Below are 21,174 nucleotides of genomic sequence, written 5' to 3'. Positions count from 1 at the left end.
ATGTCCCACACGGAATGCGCGTTCTTGCGATACTCCACCATCTCTTCCAGTATCCAGCAAGACGCTGAAAGCACACCGCCTAAAGGCGGTGGGTTTAGACCGGGTGATGGAGACTAAAGCCAGTCCGTCTTTCTCATGTTGGCGCAGGGCTGCCAGTTGCGTGCATAGGACGATGCGATTCCCCTGCGCTGCATAGTAGAGGCGATAGTGTGCAAGGTGATCGACCGCGGCAAAGACGCTGCGGGTCTCCGTGGAGTAAGCCGCAAAGGCGTAATCACCCGCAAGGTGGGCGACGGCCTGTTCCCCCCAACGCTGATAGGCAGAGAACAGAATGCTTGAGTCCGCAATCTCCCCGGCAGGGGCAGTGTCCATCCCAAGCAGGTGGAGAAGCTCTTCGCGATTGTCGAGCCGAACCTGACAGACAAACAGAGTCTTGCCGTCGGGAGACCAGAGCGGCTGCACGTCGTAGCGGTCTTCCGGTAAGAAACCGGGCACCCGGACAGCTGCCCCGAACTCCTCTCTGGGTGCGGAGATTTCCACGGGAAAGGTGCGCAAGGGACTGGTTGAACCCTGCAACGCCTGGCCCAGCGCCATCACCTCGGGGACCTGAACCCCATTCTTACGATCAACGATCAGAGCAAACAGGATCGTACCCTTTCGGCTGCATGGGTACGCTCGCAGTCAGGGCCAGATCCTGCATTGCTGAAGGTGTAAATCGGCACATATTTTGATTTTTCGTTGCGGCCGGTCACTACAATCCCACCGGCCTCGAGCCACGCATGCGCGTCAACGACCGCCCCGGAAGCCGGAGTGACCGAGAGCACGAGACTTGAGGCGATCCTGCGGCGTGCGAGGACGCGTTGCGCTGCGATTGCACGCATCAGGCAAGTGGGTTTCCAGGGAATCCTGCGAAAGATACTGCCCAGCGCCCAACGCACTTGCAGTACGACTTGTATCTGCTCCGCAGGAGCGCGTATCTCGGTCAATGGCTGCTGCAACGTCGCAGCCGTCTCTGCAAAGGGACGATGACGGACCGCCGTGCGTGCCCGCAGTAGCTCATAGATGCACTCACCTACCAGGCAGTAGTGCATGAGTCTGGACCGTATTCGCTGAAGCAAAATCACTCGTCGCTCCCGTTACACTCTAGGATAAATTGCGTTCCACCGCTGTTCGGATTACCCTTTGCAGAACTCATGTACGACATAGAAACCATCTACAAACGTTCTCCGAAGGTCATAGCCGCAACGGTCAGCGACACGTCATTCCTGCTGCATATCGAAGACTGGGTCTATCTCGAGTTGAACGAAAGCGGCAGCGGAATATGGGCGTTACTGGAGGACGACAGGAACGTCGACCAGATCGTCGAGGACCTGAGCCGCTCCTTCCGCGTCGACCGCGAGGTATGCGTGAAGGACACACTGGAGTTCCTCGCCACGTTGGAAGAAAAGCACTTCGCTATCCGCGAATAGCTCTGCGGCTCAGGCTCCGCAGCTCAAGTTCCACGCTGGCCGCGACTCCTTCGCGGGCTTCTCATCATTCCAGCAGCGAGATAGCGAACACCATCCAGAAGCAGCAATGGTGCTGCGATCCACGGTAACAGCGAATCGAAGCGATCATCGATATGCTTCACCAGCGCATCCGGCAGCGCTCTGCTTTGGCGAGCCCAGGACCACGTCCGAACGCAGCGTCGTCGCCACATGGCAGGTATCGGCTCCCACCGCATCGTAGCGGGGCAGGCGCGGCCAAGCTGCGCCAGGTCCGCCGGCAGGTCACCAGGCACGGCTTCGGCATACCACCAGCCGCGATGATGCACCGCATGCTGCTCGCATCGCGCCAGGTGAGCAGGACACAAGCCACGCTCGGTGGCCCACTCCTCATGGAAGACACGAGTCATCTTTCGCGATAGCTGGGCCGCAGGATCGACGGCGGTGAGATGACGTCCCGAAGCGGGAATCACTCGATCGACGACCGCTTGAAAACGCCACGCGAATGGCGTCAAGCCGCTCGATCCCTGAAGGCTGGACGCGGGTAATGCAATCGCGGACCGTCCGCTCCAAAGGGTACCCGGCTTCCATCGTTGGGGCCGCGGGTGGTTGGCGGCGAACGCAAAAGGTTGCTGCCGATCGATACAGCAGGTCGACGCAGGGGACAGCAGATTCAGGCTTTGGTAGTGGCGCGTCATCTCCAGACGATACGGTTCTTCGAGCCCATTGGCACGTAACTCCGCAAGGATCGCTGGACTCGGAATCTCGTCAGCGTCTTCAAGGAGGATGACATCGGTGCTGACGGCATCGTGGAGGGCCATGACGAGGGCATTACGCTGCACGGCGGCGCGTTCCCGCGGGCTCGCATCCAAAGGCCCCAGAGACCGCAGCTGAATGGCCCGAATCTTGTGCGCAGCCCAGGTGAAGCGACTGCGATGCTGCTCGAATACCAGCGGTTTGGGCCTGCCTCGATATGTCTCCGCGGCTTCGATCAAGACAAAGACATCCACGGCCTCAAAATTCTGCCGTAGTCGATGCTCGAGCAGGTCCAGTTCCCCATCAAACAAGAACGTATCGTAGATGCGCACCGGCGTCGTCAAAGCTGCATGATCCTCGATCACGTCGATGGTAGTCGAGGAAAGGGCACCACAGCCATCGGACGGACTGAGCCATTGCCGCCATGGCATTGATGCCTGAATCAACTGGACGAGGTCATGACTTGTCCTGCAGCAGCAGACGCTGCACCTGCCGCACACCCCAGCGTGGAAGCCAACCGAGGAGGCGAATGATTCTTTGGCTGATCGTGAGACCTTCGCCGCCAGTGATGCTGACAAGCTGTTCGCCAAGTTCCCGCATCATGTAGATCGGGTTACTGCTAAGCGGTACGCGCGCCAGCCTGAGGTGCCGGAAGAAACGCTGCTCCTGCACCGCTGTCTGCTCCTCCGCTCCGCTGGCGATAGCCGTCAACGCCATGCGCGTGACGAGGCGAGCCTGCCAACTGGGCTTCCTTGCTGCTACCGGAAGCTCCGTCCCGAAGAGTTGATGGCAGAGCAGCAGCGCCTGCGTCGCAGGAACCACCGCTCCCCAGCGCGACGCGGTCTCGAGCAGGGCCTGAGCGGATGCTGAATCCTGGCGCACCATCTCAGCCACGTCCGTCAGCCACCTCAGGCGAAACCAGGCATGCTTGGCCCCATGCACACACAGATACGGCAATAGCACTTCGTCCGGGAGAACGTAGGTGTCGAGTCCGTTGCGCTGAAAGCGTTGCCAGAGCTCCGGCGCCACCTCCGGTGGACCCAGTTCAGGCCGCTCCCATAGCCTCCAATGGAGCTCCACCTGAGCGCCAGTCTGAGGATGACTGTACTCGAAGTGGATCCGATGGCGGAGAAACCAATCGAGGTGCTCGGGATCCTGATCCAGAGTGGGCCAGATTCGACGGTACCCCTCTGCTGCCAGGAGACCATCGGCCACCGCAACGTTCTCGCGGGTGACCAGTAGATCGATATCGCCACTCTGGCGCACACTGACATCGCGGTAAAGCTTCAATGAAAGCGGAATCCCCTTCAACACCACCACGGGAATACCCTTGGCGGCAAAGGTTCGCGAGAGCTTGGCCACCTGCATGGCGGCGAACAGCGACTGCCGCGCCTTCTTCTCCGCCAGGAGAGCGATCGATCGGCGCACCTCATCGGGAATCCGCTCAGAGCGATGTGCCGTGAGCGACCGATGCACAAGACCGATCACGCGATGCCACTTGACGGCAGCCAGAAAGCGCTCCCAGTCGATGACTTCCCCCAACGCGTTGTCGATCCCAGCACGATCGTCCGAGGTCGCCGCACCCCGGAGGAGCGCGATCACCAGCCGCAGCTCTGGTGGAAATGGGAGCGTCACGTCATCCCTTACGGGACGTAACTCCGCACCCGTTGCATTCACCAATCGCTCCGCCGACTGAAGCTGCGGACGTAACAGCATTCCACCCAAGGGAAATTACCTGCCAACCATTGCTCTATCCAACGACTAGCATCTTACAACCCGCCACGAGTGCTGGCGACCCGGCCGCATCTCGATGAGCACCACACGCCCAAAACGGCTGGAGCTTCTTCCACGAAGCTCGCTGCCGGTGGGTGAGGCGGAGGTCACAACAGGCTGGGTTCTATCGGGGAAACGTGTCGCCAAACATGGGAAGCTGGCTCTTGGACCCGGCCAGGCTCGCTTCTGGTTGAACGACGTCCAGTGCTCCTGGAAGTCCCAGTGTTCGTGGAATAGGCCGGGGCGATAGGAGAGCTGTGCTGGATGTAGTGCAACGACCAGAACCTCCGGCCCGCGTAAAGTCGCGCTGGTTGAAGAGAACCTCGAAGCCTTCGAGCAGCAGTACCTTGTTCCTTTCCTTCAACGTCTGTGACCTGAGTCCCCGGGAGGCGTGAATGGGCGACGCTCTCGCTTCTAAGTCACGGCCAGTTCGAGATGCTGTCTTTCTAAAAACCGGCTCTCTTTGGCGCCGCCGTCGAAGCGTCAATGGGAGATGGTTTCAGCACCCTTCGTCGCGTAGGCTTCAACGTCTACAACATCCTTCAGGACGAAGTTTGTCGGCCCAACTGGCGCCGGAGCCTTAAGGCGAAGGATGCCGAGGCCATGGACATTCTGCGCCCATAGCGCGGGGCGAGCATCCGCCTGCGCAAGAGAAAACTCCACGTTGGCAATCTCCACCCCGCGGATGTTGCGCAGGAAGAGGCCGTGCGCAGGCATGTCGCTGCCCATGCGCGTGGGGTCGGGATACTCATTCCATTTCTCGTCGGGGATCGAGTCGGCCAACGCTTTGGATCCCCCTCCCACCTGGTGGAAGTAGATGTTCGAGAGCCGCACATCCTCGATCAGTGCCTGTGGGATGCCCGCAACGATGCCTGGCTGCAGCGACGATGAGTTATAGCTGATGAAGTTATCCACATAGACGCGGCGGAGGGTGCCGATCTCCGCATCCGCAGGCCCGCGCATGCGCGCACACAGGCGAATATAAAGCGGGCTCACAGTGCACTCGCGCATCGTTATATTAGTGATAGCGATATCTTCGAGCAGCGCACCATCCGCCGACTCCAGCGCTATGCCGCGGCTGCCTTCGCACACACAGTTGGAGATGGTGATATTGCGGAAGCCACCGTTGGACTCAGTGCCGCATTTGATTCGGCCCGTGGCCTGCTTATTCTTCGCAAGTTTGCCCGGCTTGAACGTGCCATCGAGCAGCGAACCGATCTCATACTTGCCCGTGGTGAAGCAGTTGGTGATGGTCACGTTGTCAGTCGAGCGAGCGTAGCCCAGGGCGTAGGAGCTCTTGGGGCAGATCGCGTCGTCTTCAGGCGAGTTGACCGTGCAATTGGAGACACGCACGTTGCGGCAGCAGTCGATGTCGATGCCGTCGCGATCGGTATCGATCTTCAAGTTGTCGATCGTTCAGTTATCCACCGCGGTCAGCAGCAGGCCGAAGTGGCCTCCTTTGAGGATGGAGAAGTCGCGGAAGGTGACGTTGCGGCAGTTTTTCAGCGCGATAGTCTTGTTGCCGACGCCGTCGGGTAGCACATGATTGCCATGGCCCGCCGAGAGCCCCCGACCCCACAGGAGACCTGGTCCGGTGATGCTGAAGTCGTGCAGGTCTTCGCCCCACATCAGGCTGTTGTGCCAGTGATTGTGCCCGAAGTCCTGGTACGCGTCCCAAGCGGTCTTGGGTTCAGGAACGTCGTAGGCGCCGCCGTTGTAGCCGAACTTCTCTCCGGGCCTGGGACCTTCGGCCGCGATGATGGTGCAGCCGGAGGTGAGATAGAGATCGACGTAGCTCTTTAGGTGGATCGAGAAGCAGAGGTACTGGCCCGCGGGAAACATCACGATGCCTCCGCCCTTGCTGGAGGCAACTTCGATGGCTCGATTAACGGCATCGGTGTCCAGCGTTTTGCCATCACCCGTCGCTCCGAACTCGCGCACGTTGAAGATGGCGGCGGTCGGGACAAGCCCTCCGCGTGGGGCTTCGGCATATCCGCCAGGAACAGCAACGGCGCCGAATAATCCGGCGCCTGATAGCCGCAGCACATCCCGTCTCGAGGAACCTTGCATCGTTGCGTTGACCTCTTTCCTTAGTGCTTGATGATCTTCACGAGCGCGTACGTGACCTGCCCGTCCTTAGGGACGAAATACTGATGCGGGACACCGGCGGCTACGGTGATGACGTCGCCCGGCCCGACATGGACGCTGGTGCCGCCCTCAATCTTTTCACCCTGCTGCTCGCCGGGCGCGCTCGAATGCATGCCGACGGCATGACCTCCATAGACCATGGTAGCCTCGCCGCTCTGGACGATCATCACGTCATCCTTGTGCTCATGTAGTTCCACCACGCCGTTTTCCTCACGATGAGAGACGGAGAGAATGTGGTCGCCGTAGTCGTCCTTCTCCTTGATGCCGTTGGGCGGCATGCCTTTGGGCCAGATCCGGACACTGTCCGTCACCGTCATTTGTTGTGCCAGCGCCACCCCGGCCAGCACCACCAACGCTCCCATCATCAGTCGAACCTTCATCCTCTTCTCCTTCTTCGCTGGAGTATCGTTACGCCTTCACAACGGTATGTTTGGCGAGATACGCGGGATCGATCTCCACGCCCAGCCCGGGACCACTGGGGATCTGCAGTACTCCGTTCGCATCCGAACGCAACGTTGAAGTCGCGCAATGATAGGGCAGATCGTTGTTGAACTCCTTGAACTCGTGATACGGACCAGAGTTCGGAATCGCGGAGACGAAGTGCATCATGTACAGGTAGCCGAGCCCGGTGCTCGAGATGTGTGGGATGCACTGCTTGCCGAACGCCGCGCCCATCCGCGCTACCGGTACGCAACGGGACATGCCACCGAAGTAGAACATATCCTGCTGGGTGATGGACAAGCCGCCGTTTGCAACTAGCCAGCGGAAGTTGTGGATGCTCGGCTCCTGCTCGCCACCGGCGATGGGAATCTCGAGGGCGTCCGCCACCTGCTTCGTCTCTTCGTACCAGTCGAAGGGCACGGGCTCCTCGTAGAACGCATACTTATATTCCTGCATGATTTTGCCGATCTTGATGGCTTCCTTCACATCGTAGGAGCCGTTGGCATCGGCGGAGATCACCATGTCGTCGCCGAAGGTCTTGCGCACCAGGGGAATGAGCTTCTCGCTGCGGCCCGCTGGAAATTCCGTGTGGGTCATGCGGCCGCCGAGCTTGAACTTGATGGCCTTGGCGTGAGAAATGGCCACATCGCGCTTGAGGTGCTCGATGACGTCCTCGGCGGAGTTGTCACGCTCGCCATTGGCCTGGTAGACGGAGATGGTCTTGTTGTAGATCTTGTCGCTGATGAGCAGGCCGATTGGCAGTCCGGATATCTTGCCGAACATATCCAACACGGCAAACTCATAGGTCGCGAGCGGCACCCAGATGGCAAGGCTCTGTGCCTTGTAGTTCGAGTCATGCACGGTGCTCTCGAGCATGTCTGCCTCGAGGTTGCGAGCGTCCTTGCCAACAAAGAACGGAGCAAAACGCTGCACGAAGACGGGGTAGAAGGTCTCCATTTGCTGGGCGTTGGAGATCGATAGGCCCTCGTGTCCATCCTTGGAGCGCACACGGCACAGCCATGAGTTCTTATAGTGCAACAGCTCGACCGACTCGATGATGACCGGGTCCTTGAAGAGTTCGCGACGAAAGACTGGCCGCTTCAGGATCGCATCGAGCTTGGCGTAGCGCTCCTGCAGCGTGCCCGGAAGGCCGTGGCGCGGAGCGTTGAGGAACTGGCCCTCGGCGAGCCCCGGCATACCGGCGGCGCCGACAGTAGCCGCGGTGCCCTTCAGAAGATTGCGGCGATTCATGATCATGGACGAGGACCTCTTCTCTGGAATGGAGCTGGGGCCGCTTGGCGGCATAAGATTGGGTGATGGCGAGACGGAGATCACGATATCCGCTGGCGTCACCCCCAAAATCACCGGCTAAGTAGTAAACATGTATCGCCGCATGTCACTCTGGAGGCCTTGCCGCTCACCGCGACTGGGACCGGCTCCGGCCTCCAGCCGAATCTTCGATTCGCACAATCGTTCCGGGCTTGTTCATCGAGCGATTTGGACGGACTCCTTCAAAATCCGGGCAAAGAAGGCTGTGACTTACATGCACGCACAGGTGACATACCACCCACCGGTCCAACAAACACGCCGTAGACGCGAGAATTGGGCCGATGTGGAGGCGGGAGATGAAGAGGGTTCAACGCGGGAAGTGGTTCGGCCTGAAGGCAGCAGTTGGCGTCAGCCTCGCAATGGCATGGGCGTCGATTTCCCCATGCACTCGAGCGCAAGGTACGCCGCAGCCGACGAAGATCGTGCTTGTTGGCGATTCGACGGTCGCGGTAGGAGGCGGTTGGGGACCTGGCTTCTGTGCCGTGCTGACCCCAGGTATAACCTGCATTGACGACGCTCTCAATGGCCGCAGCTCGAAGAGCTTTATCGCTGAAGGAGCGTGGCAGAAGGCCCTCGGGAAACATGGAACGTACTACCTCATTCAGTTCGGCCACAATGACATGAAGGGCAAGGGCGCAGATCGTGAGACCGATCCTGAAACCACCTTCGCGGAGAACCTGCGCCGTTACATCCGCGATGCGCGCGCGATGGCCGCGACGCCAGTGCTGGTGACTCCACTCTCGCGGCGCACGTTCAAGGATGGTGCGGTGGTGGAGGATCTGAAGGACTACGCCGCCGCGACGCGCAAGGTGGGCGTGGAGGAGCACGTGAGCGTCATCGATCTGAATGCGCTCTCGACCGCGATGCTCAACCACATGGACCAGAAGCGGGCCGACGAGTTCAACGCTGTGGGCCAGGAGAAAGAGCGGCTCGCCGTGGGCAAGAGCGCAACTGACCGCACACATCTCAACCCGCATGGGCAGCAGGTCTTTGGGCAGATGGTCGCGCGGGATCTGGCGAGGCTGCAGCCGGAGCTGCGACAAGTGATCAAGCTGCCTGCCGAATAATTACTTCAATTCACGGCCCAGGATGTAGGTCGTCTCCGTCGGTACGTCATCGCGGAAGCGAACCCGCAGCACCACCTGGTAGTAGCGCGGCATCCGTCCGCCATGGGAAGCCTTGAGATTTTCCACGACCGTTGCAGCGAACTTGGGATCGGAGAAGGCTTGAACCGCTCCGACATAGCCGGCTGAGCGATTGCTGGTGAAGCTGTCTACCTCGTTGCTGCCGAGTGGGCCGGGCAGATGCGTCACCAGCGCATAGACGACGCCGGTTTCCGTCGGTGCCGTCTGGTAGTCGTCGGTGTACAGAGCCTGTTCGCCCGCAGCAGGGTGGGGGTTCTTCACGCCGTTGAGCACCGGCAACAGCTGAGGAGCGATCGGCAGAGCGCTGGCCTGATCGAAGAACAGGTTCTCCACGCCGACGAAGATCACATTGTTGTCGGACATCTGCTGCCACGAGACCTGGCTGGCCTTGCCGAGCGAAAACAGCGGAGCGCGCGGACCGAAGAGACGGCCGAGCTGGAATGCGGCCTGCACCTCGCCAAAGGCTGTGTAGTAGCGGCTTGGCTGCATCCCGGAGCTCTTCAACGTCTTGCTCAGCGCCTGCATCGTCTCCGAGCGTTCAATGTCGGACCACTGATTCAGCGAACGATCTCGATAGTAGACGCCAGGATTGGAGTGCAGCTCTATGAAGAGTGGATCCTCGATCAGCACGAGCAGCGGCCTCTTCTCACTGACGAATGGGCCCCAAAGCTCTGCAATCTCCGGAGTCCATTGAGTTGCGGCACTCGCGAGACTACCGGCGCCAGACCTAGCGAAGAAACTGTGGGCTGCGTAACCAACCGCAAGGCACAGCAGCGCGGTGAGGGCGACCATCCACCAGCGCGCGTCGCGGGGACGCATTGCAGCCGTCTCCTCCGTCGAGAGATCCGGAGGCAGATGCAAAGGCGGTGCGATCGCCGCGGGCAAAGGTTCGTCCAGCTTGCGCGGCTCGCAGACGAGGCGAAAACGTCCCTTCGGGAGATCCACGATCAGAGGATCGTTGATCCCCTCCTTGCGGTAGTACTCGGCCAGCTTCTGGCGCAGGCGGCCCACCTGAATGCGTACGGCGGAGTTGTGTTGCGGGTCATAAGAAGACGGCTTGCCGAGCCCGTCGATCGCGACCACATACTCTTTGAGCTTGTCGGCTTCGCCGGTCGCAGCCTTGTCCGCGAGATAAAGAAGCAGACGACGCAGCACCTCGGAGCTGCGAAACTCCTCGCTGCGAACGATGCGGTCTACCTCCTCGCGGAGAAGATCGGAGCCCACCAAAGTTTCTTCCGCAACCATGGCAAGCAGATATCATCCGCAGGAAACGGTTGTCAATCCAGATCCGTGAGCTTCCTGACAGGCCACCAAGACGACGTTACATACACGTTTTTCACTCCAGCGTCCCGGACTTCGCCGCATCCCGCAGGTAGAGTTGGTTTCGCTTACCGGAACCACCCACCGCTTACGCCACCGCCATGTGATGCAAAAGGCAGCGATGCCCAAGGCAAGGAGTCTCGTTGACAGCGCCCCCCTCCAGAACCTCTCAGGTCTTTCGTTCCCTGTACTTCCGCGTGCTGGTGGGCCTCGTCGCCGGTATCGCCGTCGGCTTTCTTGCACCGCACTTCGGCGAATCGCTCAAACCGCTGGGCGATGGCTTCATCAAATTAGTGCGGATGTTGATCGCGCCCATCATATTCCTGACGGTCGTGACGGGCATCGCCAACATGGGAGACACGAAGAGGCTGGGCCGGGTTGGGATCAAGGCGCTAGTGTACTTCGAGGTGGTCACCACGCTGGCCCTCGCGCTGGGATTTGGCTTCGCGCACCTGATGCACCCGGGAATCGGCCTGAACATCGACCCAAAGGTGCTCGATCCCAAGTCGATTGAGCAGTATGTGCATCCCGGGCACCCGCTGACGGTGGTCGGCTTCCTGATGAACATCCTCCCTGACTCTTTTGTGGGCGCATTCGCCAATGGAGACATCCTCCAGGTCCTGTTCCTCGCGATCCTCGTGGGCATCGCGCTGGTGGTGCTGGACGAGAAGCAGCGGCTCATCGGATTCGCGCGATCGGCCTCGCACCTGTTCTTCCGCATGACCGCGCTAGTGATGGAACTGGCCCCTCTTGCAGTCTTCGGCGCGATGGGCTTCACCATCGGCAAGTACGGCGTCGCTACCCTGCTCTCGCTGGCGAAGGTGCTGCTGTGCATGGCACTGGCGGGCACAGTCTTCATCGTGGTCGTGCTGGGCGCAATCTGCATGGCGAATGGCGTGAACCTGTGGCGGCTGATCGTCTACCTCAAGGAGGAGTTGCTCATCGCGATCGGCACCTCGTCCTCGGAGCCGGCTCTGCCGGGCCTCATGGCCAAGATGGAGCGACTGGGTTGTACAGAGGCCCTCGTGGGCTTGGTGATCCCGGCGGGCTACTCCTTCAACCTCGATGGAACATCAATCTACCTGACCATCGCCGCGCTCTTTGTGGCGCAGGCGACGAACACGCACCTCACGCTGGGCCAGCAACTCTTCATCCTGCTCATCCTCATGCTCAACTCCAAGGGCGCCGCGGCGGTCACAGGCAGCGGATTCATCACACTGGCCGCCACTCTTTCCGCGCTGGGAACCATTCCTGTAGTCGGTATCACGCTGCTTCTGGGCATCGATCGATTCATGTCCCAGATGCGTACCATCGTCAACCTCATTGGCAATGCTGTAGCCTGCATAGCAGTTTCGCGGTGGGAGCAAAGCTTCGACGACGAACGCGCGCAGCTGATCCTCAGCGGCAAGGTCGTGGTGCGTCCTCTGAAGAGCCTCGGCGTCGCGGAGCAGGAATTCGACTCGCTCAAGATGTGAGCGGGATGAAAGAGGAAGCGAGTGATGGAACGCGTACAGTTTCGGCAGGAAGTTCCGGCAAGACTTAAGGAAGTGCTCAGCGAGGAGGCACTCGCGTTTGTGGTAGGACTGGAACGCGCCTTTGGGCCGCGCCGCCGCGAGCTCTTGAAAAAGCGTATCGAGCGGCAGGTGCGGATCGACGCGGGAGAGCGTCCGGACTTTCTTCCGGAGACGAAGGACATTCGCGAGAGTGAATGGACGGTAGCGGCGCTGCCTACCGATCTTCTCGATCGTCGCGTAGAGATCACTGGACCGGTGGACCGCAAGATGGTGATCAACGCGCTGAACTCCGGCGCGCGCGTCTTCATGGCGGACTTTGAGGACTCGACCACGCCGACCTGGCTGAACGTGCTGGAGGGCCAGAGCAACCTGCGCGATGCGGTACGCCGTACGATCACGTATGACGATCCTGCCAGCGGCAAGCACTACGAACTTGGCGCCAAGCCAGCGGTGCTGTTCATCCGCCCACGCGGCTGGCATCTGGAAGAGGCGCACATCCTCGTTGACGGCAAGCCGATGAGCGGATCGCTGTTCGACTTCGCGTTATACGCCTTTCACAATGCAAAGGAGTTGCTCGCACGAGGCTCCGGCCCGTACTTCTATCTGCCGAAGATGGAGAGCCATCTCGAGGCACGGCTCTGGAACGACGTCTTCGTCGCTGCAGAGGCACAGCTGGGCATCAAGCCCGGCTCGATCAAGGCAACGGTGCTGATTGAAACCATTCTCGCCAGCTTCGAGATGGACGAGATCCTGTACGAACTGCGCGATCACTCCGCAGGCCTAAACTGTGGGCGCTGGGACTACATCTTCAGCTTCATCAAGAAGCTTGCAGCAGATAAGAGTATCCTGCTGCCCGACCGCGCGCTGGTCACGATGAAGACCCACTTCATGCGCTCCTACTCCCTGCTTTGCATCAAGACCTGCCACCAGCGCAACGTGCATGCGATGGGCGGCATGAGCGCGCTGATTCCAATCAAGGGCGATCCCGAAGCTAATGAGCGCGCCATCGCAGGCGTGCGGGCAGACAAAGAGCGCGAGGCCGGCGATGGACATGACGGCACCTGGGTCGCCCATCCTGGGCTGGTGCCGGTGACGATGGAAGTCTTCGACCGCCTGATGCCCACGCCAAACCAGATCGAGAAGCAGCTGACGGACTACCGTGCCACGGCTGCGGACCTGCTGCAGGTTCCCGAGGGCGCGATCACGGAGGCCGGACTGAGGCAGAACGTTGCCGTTTGCCTTGGCTATCTTGAAGCATGGCTGCGTGGCATCGGCTGCGTTCCGCTCTTCAACCTGATGGAGGATGCAGCGACCGCGGAGATCAGCCGCGCGCAGCTGTGGCAATGGATCCACCACGGAGCGCATCTCGACGATGGCCGCGCTGTCACGCTTGAGCTGTCCAACGCAGTTATCGACGAGCAGCTGACGCAGGCCAGGAACAAGGTCGGCGCGGACCGCTACCTCGCATACGCTTCGGCGGTGGAGTTGATGAAGCAGATGCTCGCCTCACCCACCTTCCCGGAGTTCCTTACAATTCCCGCGTATCGGCAGATCCTGGCCGAAGAGGCCACCACGTAGCTTCATCAGCCTTAAGCCTTTGAGCTTTGGAGAGCTTAGTGTTCGCCAATCAGACGATGCAACCCTGGGCTCAAGGCTATAACCCGACCGGACACGTATGGCTCTCGACTGCGCTGGCGGCGATGCCACTGGTGCTGTTGCTGACGCTCATGCTCGCGGTGCGGATGAAGGCTCATCGCGCCGCTCTGCTGACCCTGCTCGTGGCGGTCATCACGGCCGTCGCGTGCTTTCAGATGCCAGTAAAGCTCGCGCTGCTGTCCACGATGCTGGGCGGCATGTACGGGCTGTTCCCTGTCTTCTGGATCATCTTTCCGGTGATCTTCCTGTATGAGCTCACGGTGCGCGCGGGACGCTTTGCGCTGCTGCAGCAATGCGTGGGCGGCATTACCGCAGACAGCCGGTTGCAGCTGTTGCTGATCGCATTCACGCTGGGCGCGTTCTTCGAGGGCGCGTCGGGCTTTGGCACGCCCGTTGCCGTATGCGGGGCGCTATTGCTCGGTCTCGGCTTTGAACCCTTACATGCCGCGGCCTATGCTCTGCTCGCGAACACCGCCCCCGTCGCGTTCGGCGCACTTGGAACACCAGTGATCGGGCTCCATGGCGTCACGGGTATCGACACCTTGCAGCTCACTCGCACGATCGCACTGCTGCTGACGCCCTTCTGCGTGATCGTTCCCATCTGGCTCATCACCTGCTTCGCCGGGTTCAGCGCGATGCTGGAGGTGTGGCCCGCAGTGTTGCTCGCGGGGACGTTGTTCGGTGCCGTCCAACTCGCCGTTGCCACCTTCCATGGACCATGGCTGGTCAATATCGTGGCCTCACTCGTCACGCTGACGGCTCTGGTGCTGCTCTTCCGGAAGTGGAAACCACGAACGATCCTCGGCCCCAGACTGCAAGTACTCACGGAAGCAGACATCGCTTTGTGCAGGCCATCAGCCGCAGATGTGCGGCGTGCACTTACGCCGTGGCTGATCCTTGCGCTCTTCGTCGCGCCGTGGGGAACACCTGCGTTCGTGCACTGGCTGGATTCGTTCTCCGCGATGAGTCTTCCGGTTCGCGGGCTGCATCTGGCCGTGCTGCGCATGCCGCCAATCGCTCCCGTCAGTCGCGCAGAGCCCGCGGTGTTCACCTTCAACTGGCTCTCTGCCACGGGAACTGGCATTCTCGCTTCGGCGATCGTGGCCGCGCTGGCGATGGGCCTCGGCGCCCGCGATATGCTGCTGGCGCTGCGCGATACCGTGATGAAGACCCGCTTCACGATGACGACCATCGCCGCGCTCATGGGGCTTGCCTTCCTCACGCGTTATTGCGGGCTGGACGCCGTGCTGGGACTCGCCTTCGCGCGCACGGGATCGCTCTACCCCTTCTTCGGCACGCTGATCGGCTGGCTGGGAACGGCCTCGACAGGCTCAGATACATCTTCCAACGTGCTTTTCGGCAGCCTGCAGAAACTGACCGCGCAGCAGCTTGGCCTTTCGGCCACGTTGATGGCCGCAGCAAATTCAGGCGGCGGTGTGATGGGCAAGATGATCGCGCCGCAGAGCGTCGTGGTTGCCAGTACGGCCACCAACAACTATGGCAAGGAAGGTCCGATCCTGCGCATGGTGATGCTTCACAGCCTGATCCTCGCGAGCCTCATGGGTGCCCTGGTGCTCGTATCTATCCACGTTCCATTCCTCGCTCGCATCCTCAGCCGGTAGAGTCCCTATGATGCATTGCAGAGTTCTGATCACAGGCATCCTCCTTGCGGGATGCAGCACGTTGCTGGCGCAGCGCACGACCCGTCCTGATCCTGCCGATCCCTCGCATCCCTTCGACACTCCAGCGCCGGTACGCACGCGCGCCAGCGGGCGGCAGCTCGAAGCATGGAGACAACAGGCTCGCGCTGCGCTCTTCCTCGATGGCCCTGCGCCCGCACTCGCTGCGCATGAGTTCGGCAGCTTTGTGCCAATGCCCGGGGTGACCGCGCATCGTGTCACCTTCGGAACGCAATACGGAATGCGTGTCCCCGCGATCGTCTATCGGCCCGACAACGTTCAAGGCAAGCTCCCTGCAATCGTCATCGTCGCGGGCCATGGCGGAGACAAATCCACATGGTACGAGGTCTATGCGGGTCTGCTCTACGCCAGCGCCGGAGCGATCGTGGTGACCTACGATCCCATCGGCGAAGGCGAACGGAACGCACAGCACCTGCACGATGCTCGCGCGCACGACACCAACCTCCCGGGTCTGCAATCACCTGCGCGGCTGGGCGGCCTCATGGTCGGTGACGTCTCGCAGGCCGTGAGCTATGCGCTAAGCCTGCCGCATGTAGACCCTCATCGCATCGCCGTGCTGGGCTATTCGATGGGCAGCTTCCATGCCGCACTCGCTGCAGGCCTCGATCCGCGCATCCGTTACTTGGTGCTATCCGGCGGAGGCGACCTCGACGGCAACGGCGGCTCCTGGGACTCGAGCTCGAAGGTGATGTGTCAAGGCGGTCCTTACCAGGCGCTCAGCGTGCTGCCGGACAAGGGTGCAATCCTCTACGCGCTGCATCAGCGCGTGGGAGAGACGTTGCTGCTGAACGGAGCCGAGGACAACCTGCTCGCCGCGCCGCATCACGGCCCATCGTTCTTCGTGGATCTGAACAACCGTGTGCATGCGCTGGAAGGCGCAGACCTGCCTGGCATCGATGCGCGGTTTTATCCCGGTGTGGGGCATCGGCCAAGTTGGGTGAATCGCGATGCGGCCGAATGGCTGAACATGCGGCTCCACTTCCCTCGCTGGCGCAACGTGTCCATCGCATCGCTTGGGGAGACCCACATCGGTGAGTGGGCCGCCGTGACTGGCGCGCGCATCAACGATGGCTATGCCACGGAGAAGACCGAGGCAGGTGTGCGTGCCGTAGGGCGCAACTTCCCGGCGCCAAGCGCCGCGCAGTTGCAGGCAGTGCCCATGGACGAATGGACCGCGCATGAGGACCAGTACAAGTGGCAGGGCTGGGCGAAGCATACGCTCGCTGCGCAAGGCTTGCCTGTCGAGGTCCCTCAACCCGCAGCTCCGCGGGCTTCCGCCGTAGGCAACACTACTACCACCGTGAAGCGAATCCGCTAGATGGTCGCCGCGCTTCAGCGCGTAACAAACATGTGACCGACGGGACGCGTGTGAGGCCGCTGCTGCGTCTCGCATAGAGTGCTTGACTGGCTTCGGCGAATCGGTGAGCCATCATGATCGACATGAGGGGAGAGCATGAAACAGAGTCCTATTTGGAATTGGTGTACCGTGTCTGCGCTTGGTGCATCCGGCTCGCGCACCTGCCGGAGTTTGGGAAACAACACTTCGATCTTCCGTTCAACGCGACCGGTAAGAAATGGGTTCGGTTTGCTGTGTGGGATTCGGCAGGCAACGGTGCGTTTGTGCAGCCGGTGCCGCTGAAATAGCGAGCTGTCGCAGAAGATTACAAGGCACAAAATGCGGGGCGCCTTCTTTCGAAGGCGCCCCGGAGGAGTCCTGCAACAACGCCTTAGAAGGCGTACTTGATCGCGCCCTGCAGGATGCGCTGGTTGCCCTGCTGACTTGTAATCTGCCCGAACTGCGCCGAGTTATACGCGCTGACCGGAGCGGCGAAGTTGGTGTGGTTGAAGAGATTGAAGGTCTCGAAGCGCAGCTGTAGCTGCTGTTCGCGGAAGGTGCGGATGTTCTTGACCAGCGTGGTATCCACGTCGACGTAGCCCGGGCCGCTGTAGCCGTTCATGCGCGAGTTCCCAAAGCTTTCCGGAACCGTCGTGAATGCGGTCTTGGTGATCCACGTCGGTTTGCCTCCGCTGTTCACATTGCGGTTGTAAGGATTCACACCCGGAACGATAGTGGCGCGATCCAGTCCAACACCTGTGAGCGAGACGTCCGTGCCCGCCGTGACGCTGAATGGATACGCGGCATAGTCGCTGACCAGGAACGCCGGCGACCATCCTCCAAGCACTGCGTCGACCAGGTGATTCTGAAAGTGATACCCCTCGTAGACGAGCGACGCCACGAAGTTGTTGCGCAGGTCAAAATCGCAGAGGCCGTAATCCTGCTCTCGGTAAAACGGGTCCGACTCGGTATTCCCCTGCAGCTTGTTGGCCAACGTCTCTGCGGACTGCAGGCACTTGGAGTACGTGTAGACCGCGAGCAGCGTGTACTTGTGCGCCAGGCGATGCTGCGCCGAAACGCGAAGCCCCTGGTAGTAGGTGTTGAGATGGTCGTCCATCTGCGTGACCGTCGAGTAGTACGGTCCGGCGGCGGCGTTCAACGTATTGAAGTAGCGGCGAGCCTGTTCGTTCCCCGTGGTTGCACCGGCGGTGTAGATCGCCGGGTTAGCCTCCGTTGCGCCACGGAAGTGCACGCCGCGGTTACCCACGTAGTCCGCGCTGAAGACCCAGTCATGCCCCAGCTGGCGCTGATAGCTGAGGCTCCAGTCTTCCATGTACGGATGAGTGAGCCCCAGAGGCAGGTTCACGAACGTCCCTCCCTGCGAGAAGGTCGCATTGGCAGAGGGGAACGGCAGCGGGAAAGGATCGCCACCAGGATAGGAGGCAAAGGGATTGACAAAGCCGCCGGAGGGACTAGTGAGACTAAGGCCGTTGGCCCACGGAGGTCCGATGCCAAACGCTGAATCCGTGTACGACTCAGGCTGGTCGAAGAACACCCCGAAGGACGCGCGGATGGACTGCACACCCTTGCCGTCGGGGTCGAGTGCGATACCGACGCGCGGAGCGACGTTGCCGTAGTTGCCGAAGGCGTAGGCCTTCGGGATACCCGGATCACCATAGAATAAGATGCCGGCGGGTGCGTTGTTGAAGACCTGCGTCTTCTGCCCCGCAGCCAACGCGGAGGTTGAAATGTGGTTGCCCTCACCTCTGGCGTCATACTCGGGCAGCGATGGCTCCCAGCGAAGACCGGCGTGGAACGTCACACGCGGGCTGAACTGGATATCGTCCTGGAAGTACGCGCCAATGTACTTCTGGCGCAGGCCATTCACAACAATGTTATTGACCGCAAGTTGGTAGAGCGACCCCGTCAAGAAGTCGGCGATGCTGTACCCCGCCTTACCGGTCGCCGGATTGCCGGTCGCCTGACCATTGAAGGTAAACGATCCATTCTCGTTCTGAATGTTGGTCTGGTCCATCTGGCCGATGATGTTCTCGAACCCAAAGCTGAAGTGATTCTTGCGATAGATCCAGTCCACGTCGTCTGCCCACTGCCACTGGTTGCGGATGAAGGAAGCCGGCGAGTTGGAGTTACCACCATAGTTGAACGCGCTCGAAACCGAGATGTAGGTGAAATTCGGCACGATGTTGTATATGTTGACGCCCAACTCGGCAGAGCCCAGCAGCTGCGACGGGTTCGTACGATTGACCGCCAGACGCGAATACGTAAAGTGCAGATTGTTGATGACGTGGTCATTGATCACATACTGCTCGCCCAGCACGATGGATTGCGTCCGCTGGAAGAGAGAGGGCCGCGACAGCGTGAGGATATTGCCGGGCGTGTATGCCGCCGGATTGCTGTAATCCAGGTAGAAGTAACGCGCCATGATCGAGTGATGGCTGTTCAGCGTCATGTCGGTCTTGCCCACCGCCTGGATCTCGTTGCTCGGATTTGGCACAGCGTAGATAACCTCACCGCAGGGATCGGTCGTTGTCGGCAGCAGCTTCACCACGTTTAGAGCGGGGGCGACAAAGCGCGTGGAACTGATTTGATTACCCGCCAGCGGGAGCCTCGTGGCTGGATCGTATAGCTGGGTGAACGTGCCGTTTTCACCGGTTTGGGTTGCGGAGCTACCGAGGCAGGGGGCAAAATTGCCGGCCAGCATCGCCGCCGTGGGCACGTACGAGATGGAGTTCGAAGGCGCCGTGCGGATCGCAGTCTCTTGCGCTCCGCCGAAGAGGAATACTTTGTTCTTGATGACCGGCCCGCCAATGGTCCCGCCGTACTGGTTGCGCTTCAGCGGATCCTTGGCAATCCCAAAGAATCCCTTGGCATTTACCGCGCCGTTGCGGATGAATTCGAAGGCCGTGCCGTGAATCTGGTTGGTACCGGATTTGGTGACCGCATTGATGACCGAGCCGGGATGCAGACCAAAGCGGGCCGAGACGCCGCTGGACTGCACCGTGAACTCCTGCAGAGCGTCGGGAAACGGGAATGGCAGGTTCACATTGGAGTGCGAATCGTTGTGGTCACCGCCATCCAGAACATAATTGTTGCCGTTGATCTGGCCGCCCATGATCGAGACGCCCAGCGAGTTCACGTAGTCGTGGGAGCTGACCACGCGCGTGGCCGCATTGGGGGGCGAAGCCGCGCCGCCCGTAAGAGCGATGAGGTCGGTCGCCTGGCGGCCATTGAGCGGGAGGTCCACGATGCGCTTGGAGTCGATGGTCTCCGAGATGGAGGTGTCCTGGGTCTGGACCATGGAGGCATCGGCGTCCACCTGGACCTCCTGCGATACCGTCCCAAGACCCACGCTGACGTCGACCTCGACATTGCTGCCGACCGTCAGGATGATGCCCGACTGCTTGTAAGGAGTGAAGCCGGAGGAGGTGATCTCCAGCGAATAGCCGCCACCGATGGGGAGGCCGGGTAGCGTGTACTCACCAGCCGTGCCGCTGACGGTTTCCTGCACGTGTCCGGTGTCCAGCTGTGTCGCCTTGATGTGGGCTCCCGGCACGGCTGCGCCCGAAGGGTCTTTTACCGTTCCGTGAATGGTCGCGTTGTTGACGGCCTGAGTCCAAGCCAGCCCACAAGACAAGAGAGACAACCCGAGTACACCGAGCTGGCTCCTGAAGCGAATTGTTCGCATTCTTTCTCCCTCCAAAACCACGCCTGACGAGCCGTCTGCTGCGTGGCGATCCTGCCTGCAGCCCGCCTTGCGAGAGCCAAATGAGCGTGAGAGCTTCGCTCATTACCGCGATGAGGACGGGGATATTCCTCGTACGTCCCCACCGGCTCAAGCCCCCGGAGCAGAAATCAAGCTGCCTTACGTGCGCTGTCCTTGCTAGCCCTCCCAGGTCGGGGCTGTAAACGGAAAACATGTAAGTTACAGCGGCGCGCAAGACCATACAGCCGATGGCGCGTAAAGTCTGCAGCGTCTATCACCTGCGGAAGGAGCGCATCACGTTACCTAAACGTTCTCTATGGCCGGGGCGCTGGGTGTACGCATCCTCCGAGGCGGCCCGCCAAGGTCCGGATGGCCCACGTACCCAAGCGAAGTGGAGCGGAGGCCGTGCCATCCCCGGCGTTACATACACCTCAGCTCAGCCGGACCGGCTTGCGGACCAGGACTGCGAAATGCCACACAGCGCCGCGCTACACTGACAATCCAGCGGGGCGAGATTCCCCAGCAGAATGAGGTCCCGCATGCAGCATGCACGCCAGGCTCTTCTCCATCATCCCGATGCCGTCTAGTTCTTTGCCTCAGCCGGAGCTTCGTCGTGGGATCTCGACGTTTTCGGCGTTGGGGATCAACGTGATTGGCATGGTGGGTGTTGGGCCGTTTGTCACGCTGCCGCTGATCGTGATTGCGATGGGCGGGCCGCAGGCGATGCTGGGCTGGCTGCTGGGCGCGGCGCTTTCGTTGTGCGACGGCATGGTGTGGGCCGAGCTTGGCACGGCCTATCCCGAGGCTGGCGGATCGTACGCCTACCTCAAGCACCTGTACGGCGAGAA

Annotated in this window: 18 protein-coding genes and 1 pseudogene; 9 read left to right on the top strand and 10 right to left on the bottom strand. The window is 60.8% G+C overall.

Features of this window, described 5'->3' with window-relative positions; translation table 11 throughout:
- Together AC5E6W_RS17295 and AC5E6W_RS17290 are read right to left on the bottom strand one after the other, a co-directional pair.
- Window positions 1-594, bottom strand: a pseudogene (locus AC5E6W_RS17295) (hypothetical protein); the annotation flags it as partial.
- Between the two features lie 38 nt (window positions 595-632).
- On the bottom strand, window positions 633-1,091 hold the full coding sequence (locus tag AC5E6W_RS17290) for a lasso peptide biosynthesis B2 protein (RefSeq protein ID WP_491753577.1): 459 nt from the start codon (window positions 1,089-1,091) through the stop codon (window positions 633-635).
- Between the two features lie 102 nt (window positions 1,092-1,193).
- Between AC5E6W_RS17290 and AC5E6W_RS17285 the strand changes: the two genes are divergently transcribed.
- Window positions 1,194-1,469 (top strand): PqqD family protein, encoded by a 276-nt coding sequence (locus tag AC5E6W_RS17285; RefSeq protein ID WP_491753576.1) that lies wholly within the window; start codon window positions 1,194-1,196, stop codon window positions 1,467-1,469.
- A gap of 23 nt (window positions 1,470-1,492) precedes the next feature.
- Here the strand turns inward: AC5E6W_RS17285 and AC5E6W_RS17280 are convergent, their stop codons facing one another.
- From AC5E6W_RS17280 to AC5E6W_RS17255, 6 genes are all read right to left on the bottom strand, one after another.
- Complete coding sequence (locus tag AC5E6W_RS17280; protein ID WP_491753575.1) at window positions 1,493-2,686, bottom strand: glycosyltransferase family 17 protein; 1,194 nt, start codon at window positions 2,684-2,686, stop codon at window positions 1,493-1,495.
- Window positions 2,687-2,696: 10 nt separating this feature from the next.
- Complete coding sequence (locus tag AC5E6W_RS17275) at window positions 2,697-3,875, bottom strand: nucleotidyltransferase domain-containing protein (RefSeq protein WP_491753574.1); 1,179 nt, start codon at window positions 3,873-3,875, stop codon at window positions 2,697-2,699.
- A 621-nt stretch (window positions 3,876-4,496) separates the two neighbouring features.
- Complete coding sequence (locus AC5E6W_RS17270; protein WP_491753573.1) at window positions 4,497-5,417, bottom strand: glycoside hydrolase family protein; 921 nt, start codon at window positions 5,415-5,417, stop codon at window positions 4,497-4,499.
- Between the two features lie 12 nt (window positions 5,418-5,429).
- Window positions 5,430-6,059: a glycosyl hydrolase family 28-related protein gene (locus AC5E6W_RS17265; protein ID WP_491753572.1), complete on the bottom strand. Its 630-nt coding sequence runs from the start codon at window positions 6,057-6,059 to the stop codon at window positions 5,430-5,432.
- A gap of 44 nt (window positions 6,060-6,103) precedes the next feature.
- Window positions 6,104-6,541 (bottom strand): hypothetical protein, encoded by a 438-nt coding sequence (locus tag AC5E6W_RS17260; RefSeq protein WP_491753571.1) that lies wholly within the window; start codon window positions 6,539-6,541, stop codon window positions 6,104-6,106.
- A 28-nt stretch (window positions 6,542-6,569) separates the two neighbouring features.
- Complete coding sequence (locus tag AC5E6W_RS17255; protein ID WP_491753570.1) at window positions 6,570-7,859, bottom strand: enolase C-terminal domain-like protein; 1,290 nt, start codon at window positions 7,857-7,859, stop codon at window positions 6,570-6,572.
- Between AC5E6W_RS17255 and AC5E6W_RS17250 the strand changes: the two genes are divergently transcribed.
- Window positions 7,852-7,974 (top strand): hypothetical protein, encoded by a 123-nt coding sequence (locus AC5E6W_RS17250; protein WP_491753569.1) that lies wholly within the window; start codon window positions 7,852-7,854, stop codon window positions 7,972-7,974. The two genes, AC5E6W_RS17255 and AC5E6W_RS17250, sit on opposite strands and share 8 nt — an antisense overlap.
- Window positions 7,975-8,227: 253 nt before the next feature.
- On the top strand, window positions 8,228-8,998 hold the full coding sequence (locus AC5E6W_RS17245; protein ID WP_491753568.1) for a rhamnogalacturonan acetylesterase: 771 nt from the start codon (window positions 8,228-8,230) through the stop codon (window positions 8,996-8,998).
- Here the strand turns inward: AC5E6W_RS17245 and AC5E6W_RS17240 are convergent, their stop codons facing one another.
- On the bottom strand, window positions 8,999-10,321 hold the full coding sequence (locus AC5E6W_RS17240) for a hypothetical protein (protein ID WP_491753567.1): 1,323 nt from the start codon (window positions 10,319-10,321) through the stop codon (window positions 8,999-9,001).
- Between the two features lie 218 nt (window positions 10,322-10,539).
- On the opposite strand from AC5E6W_RS17240, the gene dctA reads away from it, so the two are divergent.
- From dctA to AC5E6W_RS17215, 5 genes are all read left to right on the top strand, one after another.
- Window positions 10,540-11,871: a C4-dicarboxylate transporter DctA gene (dctA, locus tag AC5E6W_RS17235; protein ID WP_491753566.1), complete on the top strand. Its 1,332-nt coding sequence runs from the start codon at window positions 10,540-10,542 to the stop codon at window positions 11,869-11,871.
- A gap of 24 nt (window positions 11,872-11,895) precedes the next feature.
- Window positions 11,896-13,488 (top strand): malate synthase A, encoded by a 1,593-nt coding sequence (aceB, locus tag AC5E6W_RS17230; RefSeq protein ID WP_491753565.1) that lies wholly within the window; start codon window positions 11,896-11,898, stop codon window positions 13,486-13,488.
- Window positions 13,489-13,526: 38 nt separating this feature from the next.
- On the top strand, window positions 13,527-15,188 hold the full coding sequence (locus tag AC5E6W_RS17225; RefSeq protein ID WP_491753564.1) for an L-lactate permease: 1,662 nt from the start codon (window positions 13,527-13,529) through the stop codon (window positions 15,186-15,188).
- A 7-nt stretch (window positions 15,189-15,195) separates the two neighbouring features.
- Entirely contained in the window at window positions 15,196-16,584 is a 1,389-nt protein-coding gene (locus AC5E6W_RS17220) for an alpha/beta hydrolase (protein ID WP_491753563.1), read from the top strand.
- Between the two features lie 113 nt (window positions 16,585-16,697).
- Complete coding sequence (locus AC5E6W_RS17215; protein WP_491753562.1) at window positions 16,698-16,910, top strand: hypothetical protein; 213 nt, start codon at window positions 16,698-16,700, stop codon at window positions 16,908-16,910.
- Between the two features lie 83 nt (window positions 16,911-16,993).
- On the opposite strand, the gene AC5E6W_RS17210 is transcribed toward AC5E6W_RS17215, so the two are convergent.
- Window positions 16,994-20,308 carry an outer membrane beta-barrel protein gene (locus tag AC5E6W_RS17210; protein WP_491753561.1) on the bottom strand — a complete coding sequence of 1,105 codons (3,315 nt, stop codon included), beginning with the start codon at window positions 20,306-20,308 and terminating at the stop codon, window positions 16,994-16,996.
- Between the two features lie 564 nt (window positions 20,309-20,872).
- Here AC5E6W_RS17210 and AC5E6W_RS17205 point away from each other — a divergent pair.
- On the top strand, window positions 20,873-21,174 hold a 302-nt coding region (locus AC5E6W_RS17205; protein ID WP_491753560.1), incomplete at its 3' end, for an amino acid permease.

It is taken from the genome of Bryocella sp. (assembly GCF_058498515.1).
The sequence above is the reverse complement of the archived record's forward strand: the minus strand, read 5'-3'. Positions and strand labels throughout refer to the sequence as shown.